A 22,157-nucleotide genomic window follows, 5' to 3' on the forward strand; every position below is an offset into this window, starting at 1 on the left:
ATGCATCCGTAGCTCAGCTGGATAGAGTACCCGGCTACGAACCGGGCGGTCAGGGGTTCGAATCCCTTCGGATGCACCATTTTTAAATTTATATTTGCATCCGTAGCTCAGCTGGATAGAGTACCCGGCTACGAACCGGGCGGTCAGGGGTTCGAATCCCTTCGGATGCACCATTTTATATTCATTTCTCCGAGCATCCGTAGCTCAGCTGGATAGAGCACTCGGCTTCGAACCGAGCGGTCAGGGGTTCGAATCCCTTCGGGTGCGCCATGTATTTTATAATCTCGAGTATTTTTTAGTAAACGATTATTTTATTTATAAATTTAGCATGAGTTATTCTAATTTTGCCTTCCATAATATATTGGTGCTATGTTATTATAATCGACACTTCCTATAAACTATTGATTAATAACTATGATAAAATCAATTCCTTACCTACGACTAAGAAAAATAGCATTATTAACAAGTATTAGTCTATCTTTTTTTATCAATGGCTGTACATTAACTGGTTCTGATATAAGTACTAATCACAAGAATATAGTCAAGCAAGCCGATCATGATTTTGATCTAAATAAATTAGTTAATATATATCCACTCACACCTTTGCTGATACGTGATTTACATAATGTCCCCGTAATTGCCAAAAATAATCCTAAATTGGATGATGAAATCAAAAAATATCAATATCGAATTGGCGTTGGAGACATCATTAACGTAACCGTATGGGATCATCCTGAATTGACTATACCTGCAGGTTCTTATCGTAGTGCGAGTGAAGCGGGTAACTGGGTACATGCTGATGGCACGATATTTTATCCTTATGTTGGTAAATTAAAGGTAGTAGGTAAAACATTAGAGGAAATACGCAACATTATTTCCACCAAACTGTCGACTTATATTGAAAGCCCTCAGGTTGATATAAGTATTTCGTCCTTTAATTCACAAAAAGTTTATGTAACAGGTGAAGTAGTGAAGTCAGGAAAGCAGCCGGTTAGTAATGTACCTTTAACTATTTTAGATGCTGTAAATAATGCTGGTGGTTTGACCAACAAGGCTGATTGGCGTAATGTTGTTTTAACACACAAAGGTGTCAAGGAGCATATCTCGTTACAATCGTTAATGCAATATGGTGATTTAACGCAAAATAGATTATTAACCGGTGGAGATATTCTTTATATTCCAACGAATGATACTTTAAAAGTATTTGTGATGGGCGAAGTAGAGAAACAATCAACTCTGGTTATGGACAGATCTGGTATGACACTCGCCGAAGCGTTAGGTAGTGCCTATGGGATTAATCAAAAAACTAGTGATACATCAGGTGTATTTGTCATTCGTGCAACTCATACTGAAAACACAACCGCTAAAAATGAAAAAATCGCAAATGTATATCAGCTTAATTTAAAAGATGCGACAGCAATGGCATTAGCAACTAATTTTCAGTTAGAGCCTTATGATGTCGTGTATGTTACCACTGCACCGATTGAACGTTGGAATCGTACAATTATGCAATTACTCCCAACCATTCAAAGTGCTAACAGCTTAACTGAAACCATTCGTTGGATTCGCAACTGGCCGAATTAAAGAAGAGTATTTTATGTTTGATTCTATTTGTGTAGTTTGTATTGGTAATATATGCCGTTCACCAATTGGCGAAAGGTTATTACAACGGTCTTTTCCGAATAAAAAAATCACTTCAGCGGGTATTGCGGCTGTAGTCGGTGATCCGGCGCATGAAAATTCTCAGTGGGTTGCTGAACAAAATAATTTATCGCTGGCAGGTCATCGTGCTCGTCAATTAACGAGCAATATTTGTGCTGAACAAGACCTCATTTTAGTTATGGAAAAGCCTCATATAGAGGCCGTTTGTCGCATAGCACCAGAAGTTAGAGGTAAAGTTATGCTATATGGTCATTGGCTTAATGAATTTGAAATTCTTGATCCGTATGGCGGCGATTTAGATTTATTTGAAAAAACATACCTGGATTTGGATAAGTCTAATAAAGCATGGATAGAGAAACTAAAATAAGTATTAATACATAAGGTTTAATTATAAAAATGTCTACGACAAAATCAGATAAATTATCCAGTAGTAATGAAGAAATCGATCTACTAAGTTTATTTTATTCACTAGTCGACAAATGGAAAATTATTGTAACAATTACCTGTATAACCACGATTTGCGGGATATTATATGCTATTTTTGCAACACCAATATATAAAGCTGATGCACTTGTACAAGTGGAACAAAAAGTAGGTAACTCGCTACTTAAAGATTTCAGTAGTGTTATAACTGGGAGCAAACCAACTTCAACAACCGAGATAGAATTGATTCGTTCACGAATGATAATTGGTAAAACGATAAAAGATTTATCATTAGATATCGAGGTGAAGGAATCTTTTTTCCCTTTCTTTGGTAAAGGTTGGGCTCGGATAATGGGTAATAATAATAAAATTGCGTTGACCCGTTATAACGTTGATAAAGATTTGGAAGATGTCCCACTAACTTTAAAAGTTATTGATAATCAACATTATGTTATATTGAAAGATAGTGATGAGATTTTATCGGGTGTTGTTGGCGAGTATGAAACTAATCGATACGTTTCATTATTAGTAAGCGATATTCAGGCTGAACCAAATACCGTATTTAAAGTTACCAAACGTTCATATTTAAAAGTCATTAATGATGATATTTTAGATAATTTATCGGTTGCAGATAAAGGTAAGGATACTGGCATGCTAGAGTTAAGTTTGCTAGGTGAAGATCCAAAATTGATTCAGGTAATTTTAGCGCAAATTTGTGCTAACTATTTATCACAAAATGTCGAACGTAAATCAGAAGAAGCCGCCAAAAGTCTTGAATTTTTAAAGACACAATTACCGCGCATTCGTGCAGAACTTGATGAATCAGAGAATAAGCTTAATGAATTTAGACAAAAAAATGACTCAGTGGATTTATCGTTAGAAGCTAAGTCAGTACTTGATTCCTCTGTTCAACTTGAAGCTCAGTTGAATGAATTAACGTTTAAAGAAGCAGAAGTATCTAAACTATATACTAAAGAGCATCCAGCATATCGTTCTTTATTAGAAAAACGTCAAACTTTATTAAATGAACGGGCGAAATTAGGTGAAAAAATTAGTTTTTTACCGCAAACTCAACAAGAGATATTAAGACTAACTCGTGATGTTAAAGCAAACAACGAAATTTATATTCAACTTTTAAATAAACAACAAGAACTCAATATTTCTCAAGCAAGTACTGTTGGTAATGTTAGGATAATCGATAATGCTTTGACTCAGCCAAGACCGCTGAAACCAAAACGAATATTGAGCATTGCCATCGCTTTTTTACTTGGACTTATTTTATCATGTGGTGCGATAATTACGTCTGTTGTATTTAGAAAAACGATTGATGGTGTTGAACAGTTAGATGATATTGGTTTAAATGTCTATGCGAGTATTCCTGTTTCTGATTGGCAGTTCAAACAAAATCAGACGTTAAAGCGTATATTAAAAGGGCATAAACGTAAAAATGTACGGGCACGTCAGTTAGTTTCAATTGGTTCACCAAGCGATCTATCTGTTGAAGCTTTAAGAAGTTTGAGAACGAGTTTACATTTTGCGATGATGGAAGCCAAGAATAATATTTTAGCTATTTCAGGTTGTAGTCCGCAAATAGGTAAAACTTTTATTACCGCAAATTTAGCGGTTGTTATTGCCGATTTAAGTAAAAAAGTGTTATTAATTGATGCAGATATGCGCAAAGGTTATCTACATGAATTGATGAAAGTTGATGCAAAGCCTGGTTTATCAGATTATTTATCAGGAAGGCTTAACATCGAACAGATGATTCATAAAGGTCAATTAAATGATTATTTGGATTTTATCCCAAGAGGTATGGTTCCGCCTAATCCATCAGAGCTTTTGATGCATCCCCGATTTAAAGAATTGTTAAAATGGGCTGAGACACAATATGATATTATATTAGTTGATACACCGCCCGTATTAGCTGTTACCGATGCCTGTATTGCTAGCCAATATGCTGGTACTGTGATGATGGTCGTTCGTTATGGACAAAATACTGTAAAAGAAGTTGAATTAGGTCTACAACGTTTTGAACAAAATAATATTAATGTTAAGGGCGCGATATTAAACTGTGTTGTGCGTAAAACTGGTAACTATTATCAATATGGGTATAATTATAAATAGCTATTAATCCATTAATTTTAAATAAAGTTCTAAAAAACACCTTAAAATTTAGTAAGTTGATCTAAACTTTAAGGTGTTTTTTATTTGAGATAAATATTTGCGTTATTTACAGTGGTTTGTGCAATAACCTTAATAATCTTCATAAAAAATAGAACTTGTGATCTTAATTAACATGCTAAAAGATTGATTAGAGCTTAAAATAAATAACCTTCATCTGTTTAACTATTAACTAAACAATTTCTGATCAGTTGTTTGAACAAAAGCTAAATTAGAACTATCTAATTCCTTGGTAATAAAGATGAACATCATAAACCATCTGCTTTAGAGTTTAGATGATAAGTTTATATAGAAAATTGAATGATATTAATTAGGTAGCTCAAATTAGTGAGCTACTCGATTAAGCCCTATTTTTGCTGAAATAAAGACATGTTTTGCATATTGATAAATGTTTGTTGAGCGGCTTTTAAACTGGCTTGAAGCATTACATAATCGGAAATTGCTTCATACCAATCAACATCTTCAAGTTCACTGATCTGTGTCTGGAAATCAATATCTAAGGTTTTACCTAATGTCATTAAATTTTCCACTTCTGCTAAAAGTGAACCACCTTGCGCACGAACACTTGAAATATGGCTAAAACAGTTATCAATTCCTTTATTAGCCTTTGCTAATAAATCTCGGAAAGCTACAGCATCGGCTTCAGTACCTTGATCTAATTCCATATTTAATGCTAAGAGTGCCTGATCAATACTGGCAAAAAGATCAATTTCAGATGTCGAATCATCTGATTCTTTAATATTTGATCCTATTAAAAATATGTTATTACCCGTAAAATTGATCGGTATTTCACGAGTCTCATCAATGAAAACGTTTAATGTCTCTTGACTACCAACATAACTGACTTGACCTTGTTCATTAACTATAAAAGGTGGGGTATCATTTTTTGAGCCAGCAAAAATATAGTGTCCATTAGCATCACGTGAATTTGCCAAGGAAATAAGTTGATCTTTGAAGCCTTGTAACTTATTGGCCAAATCCGCTCTGTCAGTATCATTCAATGTTTCATTACCAGCATAAACTAATGTTTCTTGAATATTTTGTACAATCGTAGTCGCTTCTTTTAAAATTGTATCTTGACGTGCTAGTGATTTTTCGATGCTTTGTCGTGTAGCTTGTAATTGCTCATTGCGAGCTTGTGCTTGTTTTACAACTAGTGCCTGTGATGCCGCCATTGGATCGTCTGATGGACAGAGGACTTTTTTACCCGTTGCTAAGTGTAAACCGGATTTTTGCCAATGACTTTGGGTATTTAAAATATTCTGTAAATTCTTTTGGTACATTGAATTGGTGCTGATGCGCATATTTTATCCTTTTATCACTTAGTTAAACCTAATATTGTGTCGAATAGGGTCGTTGCGGTATCAATGATTTTGGCATTAGCTTGATAATATTGCATATATACTTGCATGGAGATATATTCTTCTTCAATATTAACGCCAGAAACAGATTGATTCTGTTCATTAATTTGATTAACGATATTCTTACTTGCCGTAGCAGATATTTTTGCTGATTGGGTTTCACTTCCAATATAGCTAACCAATGAAGCATAAGCATTGGATAGTGTTGTATCCCCATTGATCAGTTTTTCGTTTTGAATATTAAGTAATTTAGCAATATTTCGATTATCTCCTGCTCCATTCTCATCGTCTAAAATTCCACTAGCTAATTTATTCGGATCTTTAGTTAATAAATGTAATGAACTGGCAATATCCGCTACAGGTTTAACCACAAATGAATCACCACTAGCTAAAGTGCCATCTATTGTAATTGCTAAACCATCGAATAATAATTTATCACCCTCCTGTTTTACATTAATTTGTTGATGATCCGATAAACGAGTGACGATCCAATCAGTGCCATTAAAAGTAATTTCATAATCCGAGGCTTTAATATCTGTAACTTTTTCATAGTCGATAGTAATAGTTGCATTACCATGGTTTTTACGATTAGCAATGGCAATTGGTCGAGAATAATCAAATAATTTTTCACCTTTATTGCCATGAATATCGACACCATCACATTGTATTTCATTAAAGCGTTCTGCAAGATTCAAAGCAATTAAACCAATCTGATTACGCGCTTCAGTCAAAGGACCATCACGAAAGGTTAATAGACCGTGTATTGTGCCGGAATTGATGTTTTCACGTGTTAATTCTTGGGTAGCACCCGAGCTATGAGTATAAATAATGGTGTTAAGTGATGGGTCTGCTGATGATGGTTGAACGCTTAATAAATTAACCGCTGAACCTTGTAATAAATTTAAGCCATTATTTAAAGAAAGATTATATTGACCATTTTGTTGGGTAACGTTCACAGCGACAATTTCATTTAATTCATTGACTAATTGATCACGTTGATCAAGTAAATCGTTAGGTTGCTGGCCGCCACTAACAGATTGTAATCGAGCAATTTTTTGATTTAATTCAGCGATTTGCTTGGTATAACTATTTATTTTATCGACGTTTTTGCTCAATTCTGTATTGACATTGTTAATTTGATTTTTTAGGTTAATTTCAGTCTTATTAAATTGACTAACCAATGATTCCAAACTACTCATTACCGTTTGGCGTGTGGCTGGATCGCCTGCATTATTTGTCAATTTATTCAAATTGGCAAATAAATTACTGATTTGTGCAGATAAACTATTTTCTTTATCTGAAAAGAGATTATCAACCTTAGATAATTCGCCATAATAAGCATTAATTGAACTATGTTGTGATTGTGCTTGGCGTAATTGATCTACCATAAATTGGTTATAACTACGATTTATAGCATTCACTTTTACACCATTACCGGTAAACCCTTTTCCTGAGTGCGTGCCATTTGCCTGACTTAAAATGATTTGCTGGCGATTATAACCAATAGTGTGGGCATTACTAATATTATTACTAATTACATTAAGCATGTTTTGCGCAGCATTGAGCCCACTTATACCGGTGTTTATTAATGAATTAGCCATGAAAACTCCTAAGGAAAATTGTGATTAACCATGTTATTAAAAAATAATAAGTTATATAAGGTATCGACGAATTCAGTAAAAACTTTAGTAAAAATTTTAGTTTCTATTTTAAAAGAATAAATAATGGTCAATATGTTGTATAAACTTGTCAATTCACATTATCTTGTTCAGTTGCCACTGGTTCAAATTGAGATGGTGTTGATTGTTCAAATTCTTCTTGAGATTTAAATTTATTTAATAAATCGATACCGGTCATCGTATTTTCATCTTCAATATATTGTTGTGCTGTTTTATTGAGAATTAAAATGCTGATACGACGATTAGAATCCTGATTAAAGTTTTTGTGATTTAAACTAACAGTATCGGCTAATGCAATAATGCGAATAATTTTCTTTGAATCTAATCCGCTATTAATAAGTTCTCTTCTTGAGGCATTTGCTCTATCGCCTGATAGTTCCCAATTGCTATATCCCCGATCACCATTACGATACTTACGTTCATCAGTATGACCAGAAATAGTGATTTTATTGGGAAGACTATTGAGAATAGGAGCCAGTGCTTGCAAAATTTTTTGCATATTTGGATCAATTTTTGCGCTACCAATATCAAACATGGGTTCATTATTAGAGGATAATATTTGAATGCGTAACCCCAATTCGGTTAATTCGACAATTAAATTAGGCGCTAATTTTTCAAGTCGAGGATCAAGATGAAAAACTTCAAAAATTTTTTGTGCTGCGGCGATTAATTGTAGAGTTTCGAGATGTTTTTGTTCTAATTCAATTGATTGTTGCGCAATATTATCGTTTTTTTCTTCACCATCCATTTTACTTAGATCATCACCGCCTCCAGGGATAGGGCTTTCACTATCACTGATTTTGTTACCACCGGTAAAACCCATTACTAATGGCGTACGAAAATATTCCGCAATACCTTGAAGTTCCTGTGGAGTTGCTTTACTAATTAGCCACATCACTAAAAATAACGCCATCATTGCTGTCATAAAGTCAGCATAAGCGATTTTCCATGAACCGCCATGATGCCCACCAGCATGTTGAATGTTTTTCTTACGAATAATAATTGTGGTAGATTGTGGTTTTTTCATGGCTAGCGTCTAATTTGTTGCGTTATTTGTTTCAATATTACTATTCGCTGCTTTATCTTTTGATTGTTGAATATGTTCTTCCAACTCAAAGAATGTAGGACGTTCAGTCGAAAATAATATTTTCCGACCAAATTCAATACAAATTTGTGGGGCGTAGCCATGCATATTCGTTAATAATATCACTTTAATACATTCGAGAATTTTGGTTGCATTGGCATTTTTTTGCCTTAACAATGCCGCTAAAGGTGAAATAAATCCATAAGCCAGTAATATACCGAGAAATGTGCCTACCATCGCATGAGCTATGAGTTCACCTAACTCACTTGCTGGACGATCTGCCTGTGCTAAGGTATTAATGACCCCCATAACAGCAGCTACGATACCAAACGCAGGTAAACCATCTCCAATACTGGCAATTGCATCTGCGGGTTTTTCTAATTCATGATGATAAGTGGTGATTTCTTCATCCATCAATGCTTCCATTTCGAAAACATTCATATTGCCACTAATCATCAAACGTAGATAATCGGTAATAAAATCACAAACAGGAGCATCGGCCAAAATTTGTGGATATTGTTTGAAAAGTTCACTTTCTTGAGGGTTATCAATATCAGATTCAATGGATAACATGCCACTTTGACGAATTTTATTCAAAACGCTATACAATAAACTCATTAATGTAAAATAAAGTGCTTTATTGTGTTTTGCAGGCTTAAATAATTGTCCGATTGCTTTAAGCGTCGCTTTGAGTACTTTGGCATTATTACTGACAATAAATGCACCTAATGCAGCGCCACCAATAATCAGAAATTCTAACGGTTGAAATAGTACTGCTAAATAGCCACCACTTAGCACATAACCCAGTAAGGTAGAAGCAATTACAATAATATAACCGATAATAATTGGCATTAATTTTCCTTATTTTAATTTTAAACAGTCAATGTTATTCATCAAAAAATTCATTACTTTTAGTTTAAATAGAGATCCGTTCAATGCTTGCAGGACTAAAAGTATGTGAGATGGATGAAGAGAGTACTTGTAAAAATTTGGCCTGATTTTCTTTGTGAGTTTTATGGTTTTTTTCCACCCGTGACGGTGGTTGGCATAAACTGCAAATAAAAGTGTTACGAGGTTGATAAGCGTGAGTAATGAAACGTCCCGTACATCCTTTACAACATGATTGTTGCATTACTTTACTTTCTACAAATTTGACTAATATCCATGCTCGGGTTAAACCTAAAACGGGTTCCCCTTTTTCTGGTGGTGGACACTGTTCTAAGTAAAGCTGATAAGCTTTTATAATCGCTTTAACACCCGATAGCCCACTATTTTTAACCAAAAAACGGTACGCGTTATAAAATACACTAGAATGAATATTCGGTTCCCAAGTCATAAACCAAGTAGTGGAAAACGGTAATAATCCTTTAGGCGGCGGGCATCCTTGAATTTCTTTATAAAGTTTTATCAATTTCCCTCGACTTAAATCGGTTTCACTCTCTAACATTTGAATTCTGGCTCCGAGTGAAATCAACCGCATAGCCAATTGAATATCATTGTATTTTTTTATAATACTTTTCTCTTTCATCGTCTTTCCTATTTACTTAAGGAATCTAAAAGTAAGCTTGATAATAGGATCCCAGTATGCATCTGTTTAATATCACCAACGCGTGAGTCTTCAGTTAACTTTTTAACCATATCGGAGTTTTGGAATCTTAGTTGAAAAATCAATTGATTAGTTTCCGATAAAACTAACATCTGAGGAGCATTTAAATTACTTATAACATCAGCTGTTTCTTCATCGATTCCTAAACGATACATCGCCGCATATTTATCTTTTTCAAGCATTCTCTGACTAAGCAAGAGCGTAGAAAGATTTAAATGATGTATGCATTTTAGCGTGTCATTGTCGATTACATCATCCAATTTAATCACCAATCCAAATTTATTAAAATTACCAACAGGATAACACTTAATTTTCTTATTTTAAAACGCAAAATATATTTTTTCCGCGAAATATCAACGAAAAAACAATGGAAAATTCGCAAAAACTCATATTTACCAATAATTTACATTTATTTAATAAAATTTAATTTAATTTTTATATTTTTATCAAGAAATTTTACTTTTTATTCTTTTTATCGCTTGGCTATGTAGTTGACTAACCCGCGATTCACTGATATTGATGATTTTACCTATTTCTTTTAAGTTAAGATCTTCTTGATAATAGAGCATCAATACCATCTTTTCTTTTTCCGGTAACCGATTAATCTGTTCCATAACAATGTGTCGTATTTCTTCGTTTATAATGTCCGAGAATGGATTATTATCTTCTTGTTGATCAATAATTGAATCGATACCATCACCTAATTTTCTTCTCATTTCGTCATAAGAATAAATTTGACAATTATTTGAATCCAATAATATTTTACGATAATGCTCAATTGATATTGCGAGATAATCAGCAATTTCTTGTTCTTCTGGCGCTCTAGCTAATTGATGTTCTAATTCACTAATTGCTTTGGTAACTTTTTTTATATCTTGTCTAGTTCCACGCGGTAACCAGTCACGGCTGCGTAATTCATCTAACATTGCCCCCTTGATTCGTTGCGTTGCAAAAGTACTAAAAGCAGTGCCATGTGCCGGATCGTAACGTTCAAGAGCATTTAATAATCCGATATAACCAACTTGCAGTAAATCATCCAATTCAACCGTTGAAGGTAATCTAATTGCTAATTTTAATGCTTCATGGCGAACTAATGGAATATATTGTTGCCAATCAACATCATCAACTATCCCTTGCGAGTTATATAAACTAACACTCATTTTGGTACTAAACCAATATGAAAAAAATGATTATTGGTATTATGCCGATGTTATAAGAATTTAATTGGCAAAATAGGGAAGTAAAAAATAGGTATTTATGATTATTAAGAAAAATAAAAATTCACTTAAATCATATTTTCTCAATAATCATATATATTTTTAATCAGTTAAAATTTTTCATATTTTTGTGCTTTCTAATTAAAAATTAGCATTATGACTAGCCAATTAATAATGTTAAATATATTTAGAATGCTAAGGTTTGTTTGATTGACTAATCAAAAATATCTGTCTTTTTGATAAAAATGCTAGTTTATTTAGTAATAATTGTATTTAATATCATCATAACTAACTTTGGTTAAGTTAGCATTAACTAACTTACCAAAGATTTAAATAGTTGATATAATAATTAATGAATAATAGTGATTTTAATATAATATTGTGAAACAAAAAACACGTATAGAAATTCTTGAACGCTTAAAAGCGCACATAAAAGATCCCACCACTGAATTGATATATCATACCCCGTTTGAATTATTAATTGCGGTATTGTTATCCGCTCAAGCAACGGATGTCAGTGTCAATAAAGCGACTAAATCGCTTTTTGCCGTCGCGAATACGCCAGAGGCGATGTTAGCATTAGGGGTTGAGAGTTTAAAGGAATACATTCGTACTATTGGTCTTTTTAATAGCAAAGCGCAAAATATTATTAAAACCTGTCAAATATTGATTACTCAGCATCATAGTGAAGTGCCAGAAGATTTTGCTCATTTAGTGGCCTTACCGGGGGTTGGAAGGAAAACCGCAAATGTTGTATTAAATACTGCATTTGGTTGGCCAACAATAGCGGTTGATACGCATATTTTTCGATTATGTAATCGTACTGGGTTTGCTTGTGGAAAAACGGTAGAAGCTGTGGAAGATAAACTGCTACAAGTAGTGCCTGCTGATTATAAAATAAATTGTCATCATTGGTTTATTCTCCATGGTCGTTATACCTGTATTGCACGGAAACCGCGTTGTGGTTCATGTGTGATTGAAGATTTATGTGAATTTAAAGATAAGGTCTATCCAGAGTAATATTATGTCAAATAAATTTAATCTTAGTGATGAGGATGTCGCGTTATTCAAAAGTGTTATCGGTAAGACTAAAAAAATAGAACAAGATACGGTTGTGCATAAACCCAACAAGCAGATAAAACGTGAAATCCGGGTTAAAAAACATCAGCAAGAAGCTTTAAATAATGAATTCTACTTTTCCGATGATTTCCAACCCTTATTGCAGGATGATCCTATACGTTACTTACGAGAATCAGCTGACCCTAATGAACTTAAAAAGTTAAAACGTGGTTATTATGAACCCGAATTTTTTCTGGATTTACATGGTTTAACACAACTTGAAGCCAAAAAAGAGATATCAGCTTTAATTACAGCTTGTCTACGTGAACGGGCTGTATGTGCCTGTATTATGTATGGACATGGCAAGAATATTTTAAAAAAGCAAACACCAATGTGGTTAGCACAGCATCCTGATATCATCTGTTTTCATCAGGCTCCAAAAGCTTTTAGCGGTAGTGCTGCATTACTAGTTGTATTTGATCTCAATAAACAGATTGATGAATTTTTCCGATAATGAAGTGGATATTACCGAATCAAGTTTAAGAATGATTCGGTAATGGTAATTTGCGATTATTTTTATTGGTATAATTGCTGTAATGAAGTAACTTGAGCTGTTGCATCATAATCGAGAGCCGCCGTTGTGGCATATGCGGCATTAATTGTGGTATCGTAATGGGTTTTATACATAATGGCACTACGACGTAATATTTTAGATGCTTCAATTGCAGCCCGTCCAGACGTGGTATTAAGTATGTAACTATATTCGCCATTTTTAATATGATCATGAACGTTTGGTCTACCTTGCGTCTCTTTATTGACCTTTTGGCATAGAATACCTGCTTGTTGTAGATATTTAGCTGTACCATCGGTTGCATCAAGAGTAAATCCATGTTTAATTAAACGCTTTGCAATTTCATACACCCGTTTTTTATCCTGATCTCGAACAGATAATAATGCTTTGCCTTGTTTTTTCATCGTGGATAAGCTAGCAAGTTGCGCTTTAGCAAAGGCTTCCGCAAATGTTTTTCCGATTCCCATGACTTCGCCTGTTGAACGCATCTCTGGTCCTAAAATAGGATCAACACCACTAAATTTATTAAATGGTAGCACAACTTCTTTGACTGAATAATAATTTGGTATGATTTCATGAGTAATATTTTGTTGTTTTAAGGATTGCCCAACCATCACTCGAGCGGCAACTTTGGCTAATGCAACACCTGTCGCTTTTGAAACGAATGGAACTGTTCGTGCAGCACGTGGATTGACTTCGATCAAATAGACTTGTTGATCTTTAATAGCAAATTGGGCATTCATTAATCCTTTAACATCTAATTCTAAAGCAAGCTGTTTAGCTTGTTCACGTAATTCTGCTAATACTTCATCGGAAAGAGTGTACGTTGGTAATGAACATGCAGAATCACCAGAATGAACGCCAGCTTGCTCAATATGTTCCATAATCCCTCCGATGACAACACTATCACCATCTGCAATTACATCTATATCAACTTCAATAGCATCATCTAGAAAATGATCTAGTAATACTGGGGCATTATTTGATTCACTAACAGCAGTATCAAAATAGCGTTGTAAATCGTTGGGGTTATAAACAATTTCCATAGCACGACCACCCAAAACATAAGATGGTCTAACAACTAATGGGTAACCAATACGCTCAGCTTCATGTAAGGCTTGTTCTAGGTTAGTCACCGTAGCATTAACCGGCTGTTTAAGATTAAGTTTAGTCACGACTTGTTGAAAGCGTTGTCGATCTTCCGCTCGATCAATAGCATCTGGTGACGTACCAATAATAGCAACACCTTCTTCAGCTAATGCTTTAGCTAATTTCAGAGGTGTTTGCCCACCATACTGAACGATAACGCCATTCGGTTGTTCAAGGTGGACAATTTCTAGTACATCTTCAAGGGTAACCGGTTCAAAATACAGGCGATCTGACGTATCATAATCGGTTGAGACAGTTTCTGGATTACAATTAACCATAATGGTTTCATATCCATCTTGATGAAGTGCTTGTGCGGCATGAACGCAACAATAATCAAATTCAATTCCTTGACCAATTCGATTCGGTCCACCTCCTAAGATCATGGTTTTTTTACGTTCAAACTGTGGTTGAGCTTCACATTCATCTTCATAAGTCGAATAAAGATAGGCTGTTTGCGTAGCGAATTCAGCTGCACAGGTATCAACACGTTTATAAACTGGATGGAGATTAAATTGCCAACGTTTTTGGCGAATATCTGCTTCTGTTACATTAAGTAACTGTGCAAGTCTGATATCGGAAAATCCTTTACGTTTTAAATATCGTAGTTGTTTTGCATCCAGTTGATTGATATCTAATTGGCTAATAATTTGTTCAATTTTAATTAGTTCTTCAATTTGTACTAAAAACCATGGATCAATATGTGTGAGTTCAAACACTTCTGTTAAAGTGAAACCTGAACGAAAAGCATCAGCAATATACCAAATTCTATCACTGCCAGCTTCTTGTAGCTCGTGTCGAATAATGGTTTGTAGTTCATTGTTAACTTCACTTTTGAATTTCGATTCCAGTCCAGATACACCAACTTCTAAACCACGTAATGCTTTTTGCAATGATTCTTGAAATGTTCGTCCAATGGCCATCACTTCGCCTACCGATTTCATTTGAGTGGTCAACCGATCATTACAACCGGCAAATTTTTCAAAATTGAAACGAGGTATTTTAGTTACTACATAATCAATAGAAGGTTCGAATGATGCTGGCGTTTTACCACCTGTAATATCGTTTGCTAATTCATCAAGTGTATACCCGATAGCTAATTTAGCTGCGATTTTGGCAATTGGAAATCCAGTTGCTTTCGATGCCAGAGCAGAAGATCGCGATACACGAGGGTTCATTTCAATTACAATTAAACGACCACTTTTAGGATCAACTGAGAATTGAACATTAGCGCCTCCTGTTTCAACACCAATTTCACGTAGCACAGCTAATGATGCATTACGCATTATTTGATACTCTTTATCTGTTAGTGTTTGTGCAGGAGCAACCGTAATTGAATCACCAGTATGTATTCCCATTGGATCAAAATTTTCAATCGAACAGACAATAATACAATTATCATTTTTGTCTCTTATCACTTCCATTTCATACTCTTTCCAACCAATGAGAGACTCATCAATGAGTAATTCATTGGTTGGTGATAGATCAAATCCACGTAAACATATTTCATCAAATTCACTACGATTATAGGCAATTCCCCCCCCGGTTCCTCCCATCGTAAATGATGGACGGATAATGCAAGGGAAACCAACTTTATCGAGTACTAGATGCGCTTCTTTTAAATTATGAGCGATGCCGCTGCGTGCTGTTTCAAGACCAATTTTTTTCATGGCTTGATCAAAACGTTTACGATCTTCAGCTTTGTCAATAGCATCTGCGGTTGCGCCAATCATTTCAACATTGAATTGTTGAAGAATGCCATGTTTTTCTAAATCTAACGCACAATTCAATGCCGTTTGTCCACCCATAGTTGGTAAGATTGCTTCAGGTCGTTCTTTTTCAATGATTTTACTGACGGTTTGCCAGTGAATAGGTTCGATATAGGTAACATCTGCTAAATCGGGATCGGTCATAATTGTTGCAGGATTTGAGTTAACTAAAATTATCCGATAACCTTCTTCTCGTAACGCTTTACATGCTTGAGTACCAGAATAATCAAATTCACATGCTTGACCAATAATGATTGGTCCAGCGCCAATAATCAAAATACTTTTAATATCAGTACGTTTTGCCATTTTGCTTATTGCCTTTGTTTATAATTAGAAATAAGTTCAATAAAGTGATCAAATAATGGAGCTGCATCATGGGGACCTGGACTCGCTTCTGGATGACCTTGAAAACTGAAAGCCGGTTTAACATTATGATGAATACCTTGTAGTGATTTATCAAATAAAGATTTATGAGTTACCCTTAAATCATTCGGTAAAGTAGTTTCATCGACAGCAAAACCATGATTTTGAGCGGTAATCATTACCATATTTTTTTCAATGTCTTTGACTGGATGGTTACCACCATGATGACCAAATTTCATTTTAAGTGTCTTCGCATTGCAAGCTAATGCTAATAACTGATGCCCTAAACAAATACCAAAAATGGGAATATCAGTGGTTAGCAACTGTTTTATTGCCGCAATAGCATAATGACAGGCGGCTGGATCGCCAGGACCGTTAGATAAGAATATTCCATCAGGATTAAGCGCTAACACTTCATCAGCAGGAGTTTGTGCTGGAACCACCGTTAAATAACATCCGCGATCGACAAGCATGGTTAAAATTTGGCGTTTTACACCAAAATCATAGGCGACAACATGATAAGTAAATTCAGCTTTATTTTTGGCTGAAGGATGTGGATGATTTAATGACCATGAACCTTTTTGCCAGTGATAAATATGTTTAGTACTAACGCGTTTGGCGAGATCAACGCCATTTAAGCCAGGAAAGTTTTGTGCGTTAAACAATATGTTATCTGCTTGTTTCATTAGGTCTTCTTGATTAGAAGCTGTCATGATACAGCCATGTAAACTACCTTTTTCACGAAGAATACGGGTTAGTTTGCGGGTATCAATATCAGCAATACCGATAACATTATGTTGCTTAAGATAAGCTTTTAAGTTATTAGTACTTCTAAAATTACTGGCTAATAAAGGTAAATCGCGAATAATAAGGCCTTTGGCATGAATTTGATCCGACTCTTCATCAGCAGGATTTGTGCCAACATTCCCAATGTGTGGATAAGTTAATGTGATGATTTGTTCGCAGTAAGAAGGATCGGTCAAAATTTCTTGATAACCCGTCATCGAGGTATTAAAAACCACTTCACCAACGGTATATCCTTCTGCACCAATTGATTTTCCATGAAATTGAGTACCATCTTGTAATATCAGTAAGGCATGATCATGCATGATTTGCAACTCTCTTATTGAATAATAAGTCATTATTTATGAATTTATATTCATTATATTTTAGCTTGCAAAATGAGAATAGCAATATATTTATCATAAAATATTTGATCGTTATAATATAATTAATTATTGACAAAAATAGTCTAAAATTTGAGATCGGGATGAATGATACTCTAATATATAGTAAAAAATAGTACTTTAACTTGATATTGAATAATTATTCAAATAGAATTTTGCTAATTTTTGTCCGATATCGATTAATATAAATGATAAGTCAAATATAGGAGCAACATATGCATGGGTTTTATCAACGTCATTTTTTACGATTATTAGATTTTACACCAACTGAAATTTACACACTTATTGCTTTAGCTATCGATTTAAAACGCGCTAAACGGGAAGGAACAGAACAACAATATTTAGCAGGTAAAAATATTGCGCTGATATTTGAAAAAGATTCTACTCGAACTCGTTGTGCTTTTGAAGTAGGGGCGTTTGACCAAGGTGCTCGTGTTACTTATTTGGGACCAAATGGTAGTCAAATAGGTCATAAGGAATCTATTGCCGATACTGCAAGAGTACTAGGAAGAATGTATGATGGTATTGAATATCGTGGTCACGGGCAAGAAATTGTCGAAACATTAGCCAAATATGCTGGTGTTCCGGTGTGGAATGGGTTAACTAACGAAGCTCATCCAACGCAAATTATTGCTGATTTTATGACCATGCAAGAGCATATTGGTAACCGAAAATTAGAGAGTGTTAAATTTGCTTACTTGGGCGATGCTCGTAATAATATGGGTAATTCGTTAATGGAAGGCGCGGCATTAATGGGAATGGAAATTCGCTTAGTTGCACCGAAAGCTTGTCAACCCGATCAAAGTTTAGTTGAACAATGTCAAACGATTGCAGCCAAAACGGGGGCTAAAATTATTTTAACCGAAGACGTTGCTGAAGGCGTTAAAGGGGTTGATTTTCTTTATACTGACGTATGGGTATCAATGGGAGAGCCAAAAACAGTCTGGGATGAACGTGTAAAATTATTGGCACCTTATCAGATCAATCAGAATGTCATACAGTTAACTCAAAACCCAAATGTTAAATTTATGCATTGTTTACCTGCGTTTCATGATATGAAGACAACGGTTGGTCAGCAAATGGCAGCTCAATATGGGTTAACTAATGGACTTGAAGTTACGGATGATGTATTTGAGTCACATTATAGTATTGTGTTTGATGAAGCGGAAAACCGTTTACATACCATCAAAGCGGTCATGGTTGCAACATTAAGTAAGGACTGATGATAAGGTCAAGTCACTATTTTTAAATAAGAACATTGGGTTCAATCATCTTATTGACGTTTTAACGATTGATTTAGTCAAATGAAAATTGATTCTTATAACAAATGCAAAGGAATCGTTGTTAATCGATTCCATTTTAAATATTATTTATCGCAAGATACTTAAAACCATCGTTTAGTTTATCTCACTTGATTTTACTATATTTTGGGTATGCGCTAACAAATCAAGCTATGATGAAAGTTTTACAAGAAATGAAAGATTATTCGCTATGGTATTTTTTAAACTGACGTTTTTATCTTATTGATATAATTTCAAACCTATTTGAAAAAAATATAACTGATAATTAACTGTTATTGAAAGTGACTGGCAAAACTGAATATGAGTATCTTTCGAAAGTTATGTAACTTTATGGAAAAATACTCATTTAAGTTAAATCACATTATGAATTGCTAAAATCAGATCTGTTAATGTTTAATGGTTCGTTGTTGATGACGAAGGTTTTCAACATCAATTTTATCAAAAATATAATGTGTACCACAATAATCACAATGCATATCAATTTTACCATCTTCTGCCAAAATTGTATCAACTTCTTCTTTTGGCAAAGTAACCAAGGTGTCTTCACAACGCTTTTTGGAACAACGGCATTTAAAAACGACATTTTGTGCATCAAAAAGCCGGACCTCTTCTTGATGATAGAGTCGAAATAGGATTTCTTCGGCAGGTAGACCAAAAAGTTCTTCAGGTTTTAAGGTTTCTGCTAAAGTTGATAAATGATCAAATGCATCATGTGTTTCGTCACTGGTAGGTAAAACTTGCAAAAGTAATCCAGCTGCAACAACTTGATTTTGATATATACCAGTTTTAATTAATAAACGAGTTGGTAATTGTTCAGATTGCTTAAAATAATTTTCAATACAGCCTGTAATGGTATCTGCTTCTAGTGCAACGATACCTTGATAACGTTCTCCGTGTTCCGGCATAATTGTGATCACAATATAACCATTGCCTACCATTTCTTTTAAAGAGGTACTCTCTATAATGCTACCATTCACTCTGGCAATACCACGCATTTGTTGCTCGCTGTTACCGTTAATAACGGCTAGACTTAATGGACCATCACCTTGTAATTGAACCGTAATATCACCTTTAAATTTTAATGTCGCGGTAAGTAAACTAGTGGCAACAAGTAACTCACCCAGTATGTTTTGTACTGCTAAAGGATAATCCTGAGTATTTAAAATATGTTGATAGGTTTCATTTAAATTAACCAACTCACCACGTACAGCGTGATTATCGAATAAAAAACGAGATAACTTATCATGTAAAATTGTTGGATTATGCGATTGTGTCATAGTAACTCCAAGTGAATAGATTATTCACCATATTTAAATTTAATTAAATTTCGACGTTCTTTTTTATCCGGCCGTCTATCCGGGTGGGGCATGGTTAAAGAACCAAGTTTACGTGCTTGGGCTATATTTTCACGTTTAATAATACTTTGTTGGGTTTCTTGATAAAGTCGTTGACTTTCACTCGCTGAACGACGCTGTTCACTTATGGCTAAAATGATGACTGTTTTTTCATCATGACCTTGTCTCAGTTTTAATTCAGCTCCGACTTCAACGATTTTTCCTGGCTTTGTTCTTTGTCCATTATAATGAACTTTACCCCCATCGACCATTTCTTTAGCAATAGAACGGGTTTTATAAAAACGTGCCGCCCAAAGCCACTTATCGAGCCGAGTTTGATAATGGTCGCCATTCATATTTTTTCCCTTGAAAGTTTATATTTCATTAACAATAGTGCTTAAATTTAGTAAATCAATGGTCGAGCATTATATTTTTGCTAATTATGTAACGATCATTATCAATTATTAATACGCCATCTAAATTTAAAGGATATAATGTACCATTTAACTCAGTCGTAAATTTTTCCGATTCCAAAGGGTTTCTAACCATATGCCAGGCGGAAAGAATTTTACTATTTATCCCATGTGCATTAATCGTGAATGATTGTACTTCTTTTGTTGTTAAACATCCTTTTCCTTCTAAAAATCCACTTTCGACTAAACTACTAAATGTTAAATCAGTACAAATGGGTTTGAAGTTTAATATCAAGTCGGGCTTTTCTAATTTTACTCGATTTAAAATACCATTTTCCGCTTTAATTGACACCGTTCCAGTTAATTTAAGCGTATTAGCGTTAGACAGAATCTCAACATTTTTTCCAAAGGTTTCAAATGCATTAAATTGAAAAGGTAAAAACGGGTCAGTTGAAATAATTAAACTTGGCATTAAAGTAAATTGCTTAATCTTAATATGGGTAAAAAGTTCATTAAATCCATTAACTTTTGTTAATGAATTATACCAGTTATTCGGTAGTTCATAATGGATTCCAGAAGCAATCAGGGAATTAACGTTCAATATTTTATTTTGTATATTACCAGAAAAAGTAAAATTCCCTTTATTCCAGATAGCAATGGCTTTTTCTATAGTGAGCTGATTATCATTAGAATGCCATTGTAAAAGTGGGTTATCAAACTGTTGATCATATAATATTAAACTTTCGGCATTAAAGGTTAAATCAGATTTATCTATCTGCCAACCTTGATTGTAATTAAGGTGAGTAATCTCCAAATTACCTTTTTCAATAGTAACATCAGGTAATTTTAAGCTGCTATTTAAAATAGACAATTTTTTTATGGTTATTTTAGGTATATTCGTCAAGTATTTAGCTAATTGATTATCAAAATTATCCTGATAATTAAATTTATTAATTTTTAACTGATCAATTAATAAAGAATGATCGGCAAGTATACTTGCTTTCCCTATAATAGCACTTTGCGCAATATTACCACCAAAATTAATGAAATTGAGCTGACGATCAGTTTGGTTACCCTGGATAATCAATGAATCTAAATGCCAATTATTATAACTAGCTTTTTCAACGGTAAAATTGAACCGGCTATTAATGTCTTTATTTAAAAGCTGTGAATTCCAAGGTTCAACCCCACCATAGATATTAGTTAAGTTAATGTTTGTATTTTCAGTTGCATTTTCATAATTAATTGAAACATTTTTGAGTGATAATATCTGAGCGTCGAAATCATCTTGTATATTAGACGAAATGTGAATATCACCATTTTCAATAAATAGATAATTAAATGTATGATATTGGAATAAGTCGTTTGTGTTTAAACCAACGATTAATTTTTCAGCATCGAAATTATTTGCTTGAGTTTTACTTTGAATGCGAATATTTTCAAAGGTAATTTCATAAGGATGAGTAATGGAATGAGAAACTTTTCCAATCGAAAATTCATAATCGGGGATTAAATGAGATAATATTTGCCCTGCATATTTTGCTCCCCAAGTCGTTTGTAAGAAAAAATACGGTAAAATAATACCAAACCATAATAGGGCGATAAAACTAAAAAATTTTATACGATTAAACATATAGATATGATATAAATTATAATAATTGTTTTTTAGATAATAATTATTATACGCGATTTTTTTTGAGATAAAATTGATAGTTCATATTTAATTTAATTTAATTAAGTTATTGTTACTTTATGTAATATATTATTACTTGCCTTATCAAAAATACGCGCTAATATATTG

Annotated in this window: 17 protein-coding genes, 3 tRNA genes and 1 pseudogene; 9 read left to right on the forward strand and 12 right to left on the reverse strand. The window is 34.0% G+C overall.

Annotated elements, in window-relative coordinates; all coding sequences use genetic code 11:
* Positions 1 to 2: 2 nt before the first annotated feature.
* From FcAc13_RS00935 to FcAc13_RS00960, 6 genes are all read left to right on the forward strand, one after another.
* Positions 3 to 79 (forward strand) — tRNA-Arg (locus FcAc13_RS00935).
* 17 nt (positions 80 to 96) lie between these two features.
* Positions 97 to 173, forward strand: a tRNA-Arg gene (locus FcAc13_RS00940).
* A gap of 20 nt (positions 174 to 193) precedes the next feature.
* Positions 194 to 270: transfer RNA gene (locus FcAc13_RS00945), tRNA-Arg, on the forward strand.
* A 144-nt stretch (positions 271 to 414) separates the two neighbouring features.
* A complete protein-coding gene (locus FcAc13_RS00950; RefSeq protein ID WP_187754328.1) occupies positions 415 to 1,584 on the forward strand; it encodes a polysaccharide export protein in 1,170 nt (389 codons plus the stop codon).
* Positions 1,585 to 1,597: 13 nt separating this feature from the next.
* A complete protein-coding gene (locus FcAc13_RS00955) occupies positions 1,598 to 2,029 on the forward strand; it encodes an arsenate reductase/protein-tyrosine-phosphatase family protein (protein ID WP_187754329.1) in 432 nt (143 codons plus the stop codon).
* A 29-nt stretch (positions 2,030 to 2,058) separates the two neighbouring features.
* The gene (locus FcAc13_RS00960) at positions 2,059 to 4,209 is read left to right on the forward strand and encodes a polysaccharide biosynthesis tyrosine autokinase (protein WP_187754330.1); all 2,151 of its coding nucleotides are present in this window, start codon (positions 2,059 to 2,061) and stop codon (positions 4,207 to 4,209) included.
* A gap of 404 nt (positions 4,210 to 4,613) precedes the next feature.
* Here FcAc13_RS00960 and flgL read toward each other — a convergent pair whose 3' ends face one another.
* The 7 genes and pseudogenes from flgL to FcAc13_RS00995 all read right to left on the reverse strand — a co-directional run bounded on the left by flgL (position 4,614) and on the right by FcAc13_RS00995 (position 11,156).
* A complete protein-coding gene (flgL, locus tag FcAc13_RS00965; protein WP_187754331.1) occupies positions 4,614 to 5,570 on the reverse strand; it encodes a flagellar hook-associated protein FlgL in 957 nt (318 codons plus the stop codon).
* A gap of 14 nt (positions 5,571 to 5,584) precedes the next feature.
* Positions 5,585 to 7,228 (reverse strand): flagellar hook-associated protein FlgK, encoded by a 1,644-nt coding sequence (gene flgK / locus FcAc13_RS00970; RefSeq protein WP_187754332.1) that lies wholly within the window; start codon positions 7,226 to 7,228, stop codon positions 5,585 to 5,587.
* Between the two features lie 148 nt (positions 7,229 to 7,376).
* Positions 7,377 to 8,333, reverse strand: a complete 957-nt coding sequence (gene motB, locus FcAc13_RS00975) for a flagellar motor protein MotB (RefSeq protein ID WP_187754333.1) — start codon at positions 8,331 to 8,333, stop codon at positions 7,377 to 7,379.
* Between the two features lie 9 nt (positions 8,334 to 8,342).
* Positions 8,343 to 9,242 (reverse strand): flagellar motor stator protein MotA, encoded by a 900-nt coding sequence (gene motA, locus FcAc13_RS00980; RefSeq protein ID WP_187754334.1) that lies wholly within the window; start codon positions 9,240 to 9,242, stop codon positions 8,343 to 8,345.
* A gap of 160 nt (positions 9,243 to 9,402) precedes the next feature.
* Positions 9,403 to 9,918, reverse strand: a pseudogene (gene flhC / locus FcAc13_RS00985) (flagellar transcriptional regulator FlhC); the annotation flags it as partial.
* Positions 9,919 to 9,926: 8 nt separating this feature from the next.
* Positions 9,927 to 10,244 (reverse strand): flagellar transcriptional regulator FlhD, encoded by a 318-nt coding sequence (gene flhD, locus FcAc13_RS00990; RefSeq protein ID WP_370633715.1) that lies wholly within the window; start codon positions 10,242 to 10,244, stop codon positions 9,927 to 9,929.
* A gap of 198 nt (positions 10,245 to 10,442) precedes the next feature.
* Positions 10,443 to 11,156, reverse strand: coding sequence for an RNA polymerase sigma factor FliA (locus FcAc13_RS00995; RefSeq protein ID WP_187754337.1), 714 nt, complete (start codon positions 11,154 to 11,156; stop codon positions 10,443 to 10,445).
* Positions 11,157 to 11,594: 438 nt separating this feature from the next.
* On the opposite strand from FcAc13_RS00995, the gene nth reads away from it, so the two are divergent.
* Together nth and smrB are read left to right on the forward strand one after the other, a co-directional pair.
* The gene (gene nth / locus FcAc13_RS01000) at positions 11,595 to 12,233 is read left to right on the forward strand and encodes an endonuclease III (protein ID WP_187754338.1); all 639 of its coding nucleotides are present in this window, start codon (positions 11,595 to 11,597) and stop codon (positions 12,231 to 12,233) included.
* Between the two features lie 4 nt (positions 12,234 to 12,237).
* Positions 12,238 to 12,786, forward strand: coding sequence for an endonuclease SmrB (gene smrB, locus FcAc13_RS01005; RefSeq protein ID WP_187754339.1), 549 nt, complete (start codon positions 12,238 to 12,240; stop codon positions 12,784 to 12,786).
* Positions 12,787 to 12,848: 62 nt separating this feature from the next.
* Here smrB and carB read toward each other — a convergent pair whose 3' ends face one another.
* Complete coding sequence (gene carB / locus FcAc13_RS01010) at positions 12,849 to 16,064, reverse strand: carbamoyl-phosphate synthase large subunit (RefSeq protein ID WP_187754340.1); 3,216 nt, start codon at positions 16,062 to 16,064, stop codon at positions 12,849 to 12,851.
* Positions 16,065 to 16,069: 5 nt separating this feature from the next.
* On the reverse strand, positions 16,070 to 17,230 hold the full coding sequence (carA, locus tag FcAc13_RS01015; RefSeq protein ID WP_187754364.1) for a glutamine-hydrolyzing carbamoyl-phosphate synthase small subunit: 1,161 nt from the start codon (positions 17,228 to 17,230) through the stop codon (positions 16,070 to 16,072).
* Between the two features lie 293 nt (positions 17,231 to 17,523).
* Between carA and argF the strand changes: the two genes are divergently transcribed.
* The gene (gene argF, locus FcAc13_RS01020; RefSeq protein WP_187754341.1) at positions 17,524 to 18,531 is read left to right on the forward strand and encodes an ornithine carbamoyltransferase; all 1,008 of its coding nucleotides are present in this window, start codon (positions 17,524 to 17,526) and stop codon (positions 18,529 to 18,531) included.
* A 464-nt stretch (positions 18,532 to 18,995) separates the two neighbouring features.
* On the opposite strand, the gene hslO is transcribed toward argF, so the two are convergent.
* From hslO to FcAc13_RS01035, 3 genes are read right to left on the reverse strand one after another with little or no spacing between them, the layout of a single operon-like run.
* Complete coding sequence (gene hslO / locus FcAc13_RS01025; RefSeq protein WP_343066761.1) at positions 18,996 to 19,862, reverse strand: Hsp33 family molecular chaperone HslO; 867 nt, start codon at positions 19,860 to 19,862, stop codon at positions 18,996 to 18,998.
* A 44-nt stretch (positions 19,863 to 19,906) separates the two neighbouring features.
* Positions 19,907 to 20,299: a ribosome-associated heat shock protein Hsp15 gene (gene hslR, locus FcAc13_RS01030; RefSeq protein ID WP_187754343.1), complete on the reverse strand. Its 393-nt coding sequence runs from the start codon at positions 20,297 to 20,299 to the stop codon at positions 19,907 to 19,909.
* Positions 20,300 to 20,354: 55 nt separating this feature from the next.
* Complete coding sequence (locus tag FcAc13_RS01035) at positions 20,355 to 21,989, reverse strand: hypothetical protein (protein WP_187754344.1); 1,635 nt, start codon at positions 21,987 to 21,989, stop codon at positions 20,355 to 20,357.
* Between the last annotated feature and the right edge of the window lie 168 nt (positions 21,990 to 22,157).

It is taken from the genome of Frischella japonica (genome assembly GCF_014489845.1).
Lineage (GTDB): Bacteria > Pseudomonadota > Gammaproteobacteria > Enterobacterales > Orbaceae > Frischella > Frischella japonica.

Coding starts and splice junctions, on each gene's coding strand:
- carB (WP_187754340.1), bottom strand. CDS start 16,064: ATGGCAAAACGTACTGATATTAAAAGTATTTTGATTATTGGCGCTGGA.
- motA (WP_187754334.1), bottom strand. CDS start 9,242: ATGCCAATTATTATCGGTTATATTATTGTAATTGCTTCTACCTTACTG.
- smrB (WP_187754339.1), top strand. CDS start 12,238: ATGTCAAATAAATTTAATCTTAGTGATGAGGATGTCGCGTTATTCAAA.
- carA (WP_187754364.1), bottom strand. CDS start 17,230: ATGCATGATCATGCCTTACTGATATTACAAGATGGTACTCAATTTCAT.
- flgL (WP_187754331.1), bottom strand. CDS start 5,570: ATGCGCATCAGCACCAATTCAATGTACCAAAAGAATTTACAGAATATT.
- FcAc13_RS01035 (WP_187754344.1), bottom strand. CDS start 21,989: ATGTTTAATCGTATAAAATTTTTTAGTTTTATCGCCCTATTATGGTTT.
- argF (WP_187754341.1), top strand. CDS start 17,524: ATGCATGGGTTTTATCAACGTCATTTTTTACGATTATTAGATTTTACA.
- FcAc13_RS00960 (WP_187754330.1), top strand. CDS start 2,059: ATGTCTACGACAAAATCAGATAAATTATCCAGTAGTAATGAAGAAATC.
- motB (WP_187754333.1), bottom strand. CDS start 8,333: ATGAAAAAACCACAATCTACCACAATTATTATTCGTAAGAAAAACATT.
- flgK (WP_187754332.1), bottom strand. CDS start 7,228: ATGGCTAATTCATTAATAAACACCGGTATAAGTGGGCTCAATGCTGCG.
- FcAc13_RS00950 (WP_187754328.1), top strand. CDS start 415: ATGATAAAATCAATTCCTTACCTACGACTAAGAAAAATAGCATTATTA.
- FcAc13_RS00955 (WP_187754329.1), top strand. CDS start 1,598: ATGTTTGATTCTATTTGTGTAGTTTGTATTGGTAATATATGCCGTTCA.
- hslR (WP_187754343.1), bottom strand. CDS start 20,299: ATGAATGGCGACCATTATCAAACTCGGCTCGATAAGTGGCTTTGGGCG.
- FcAc13_RS00995 (WP_187754337.1), bottom strand. CDS start 11,156: ATGAGTGTTAGTTTATATAACTCGCAAGGGATAGTTGATGATGTTGAT.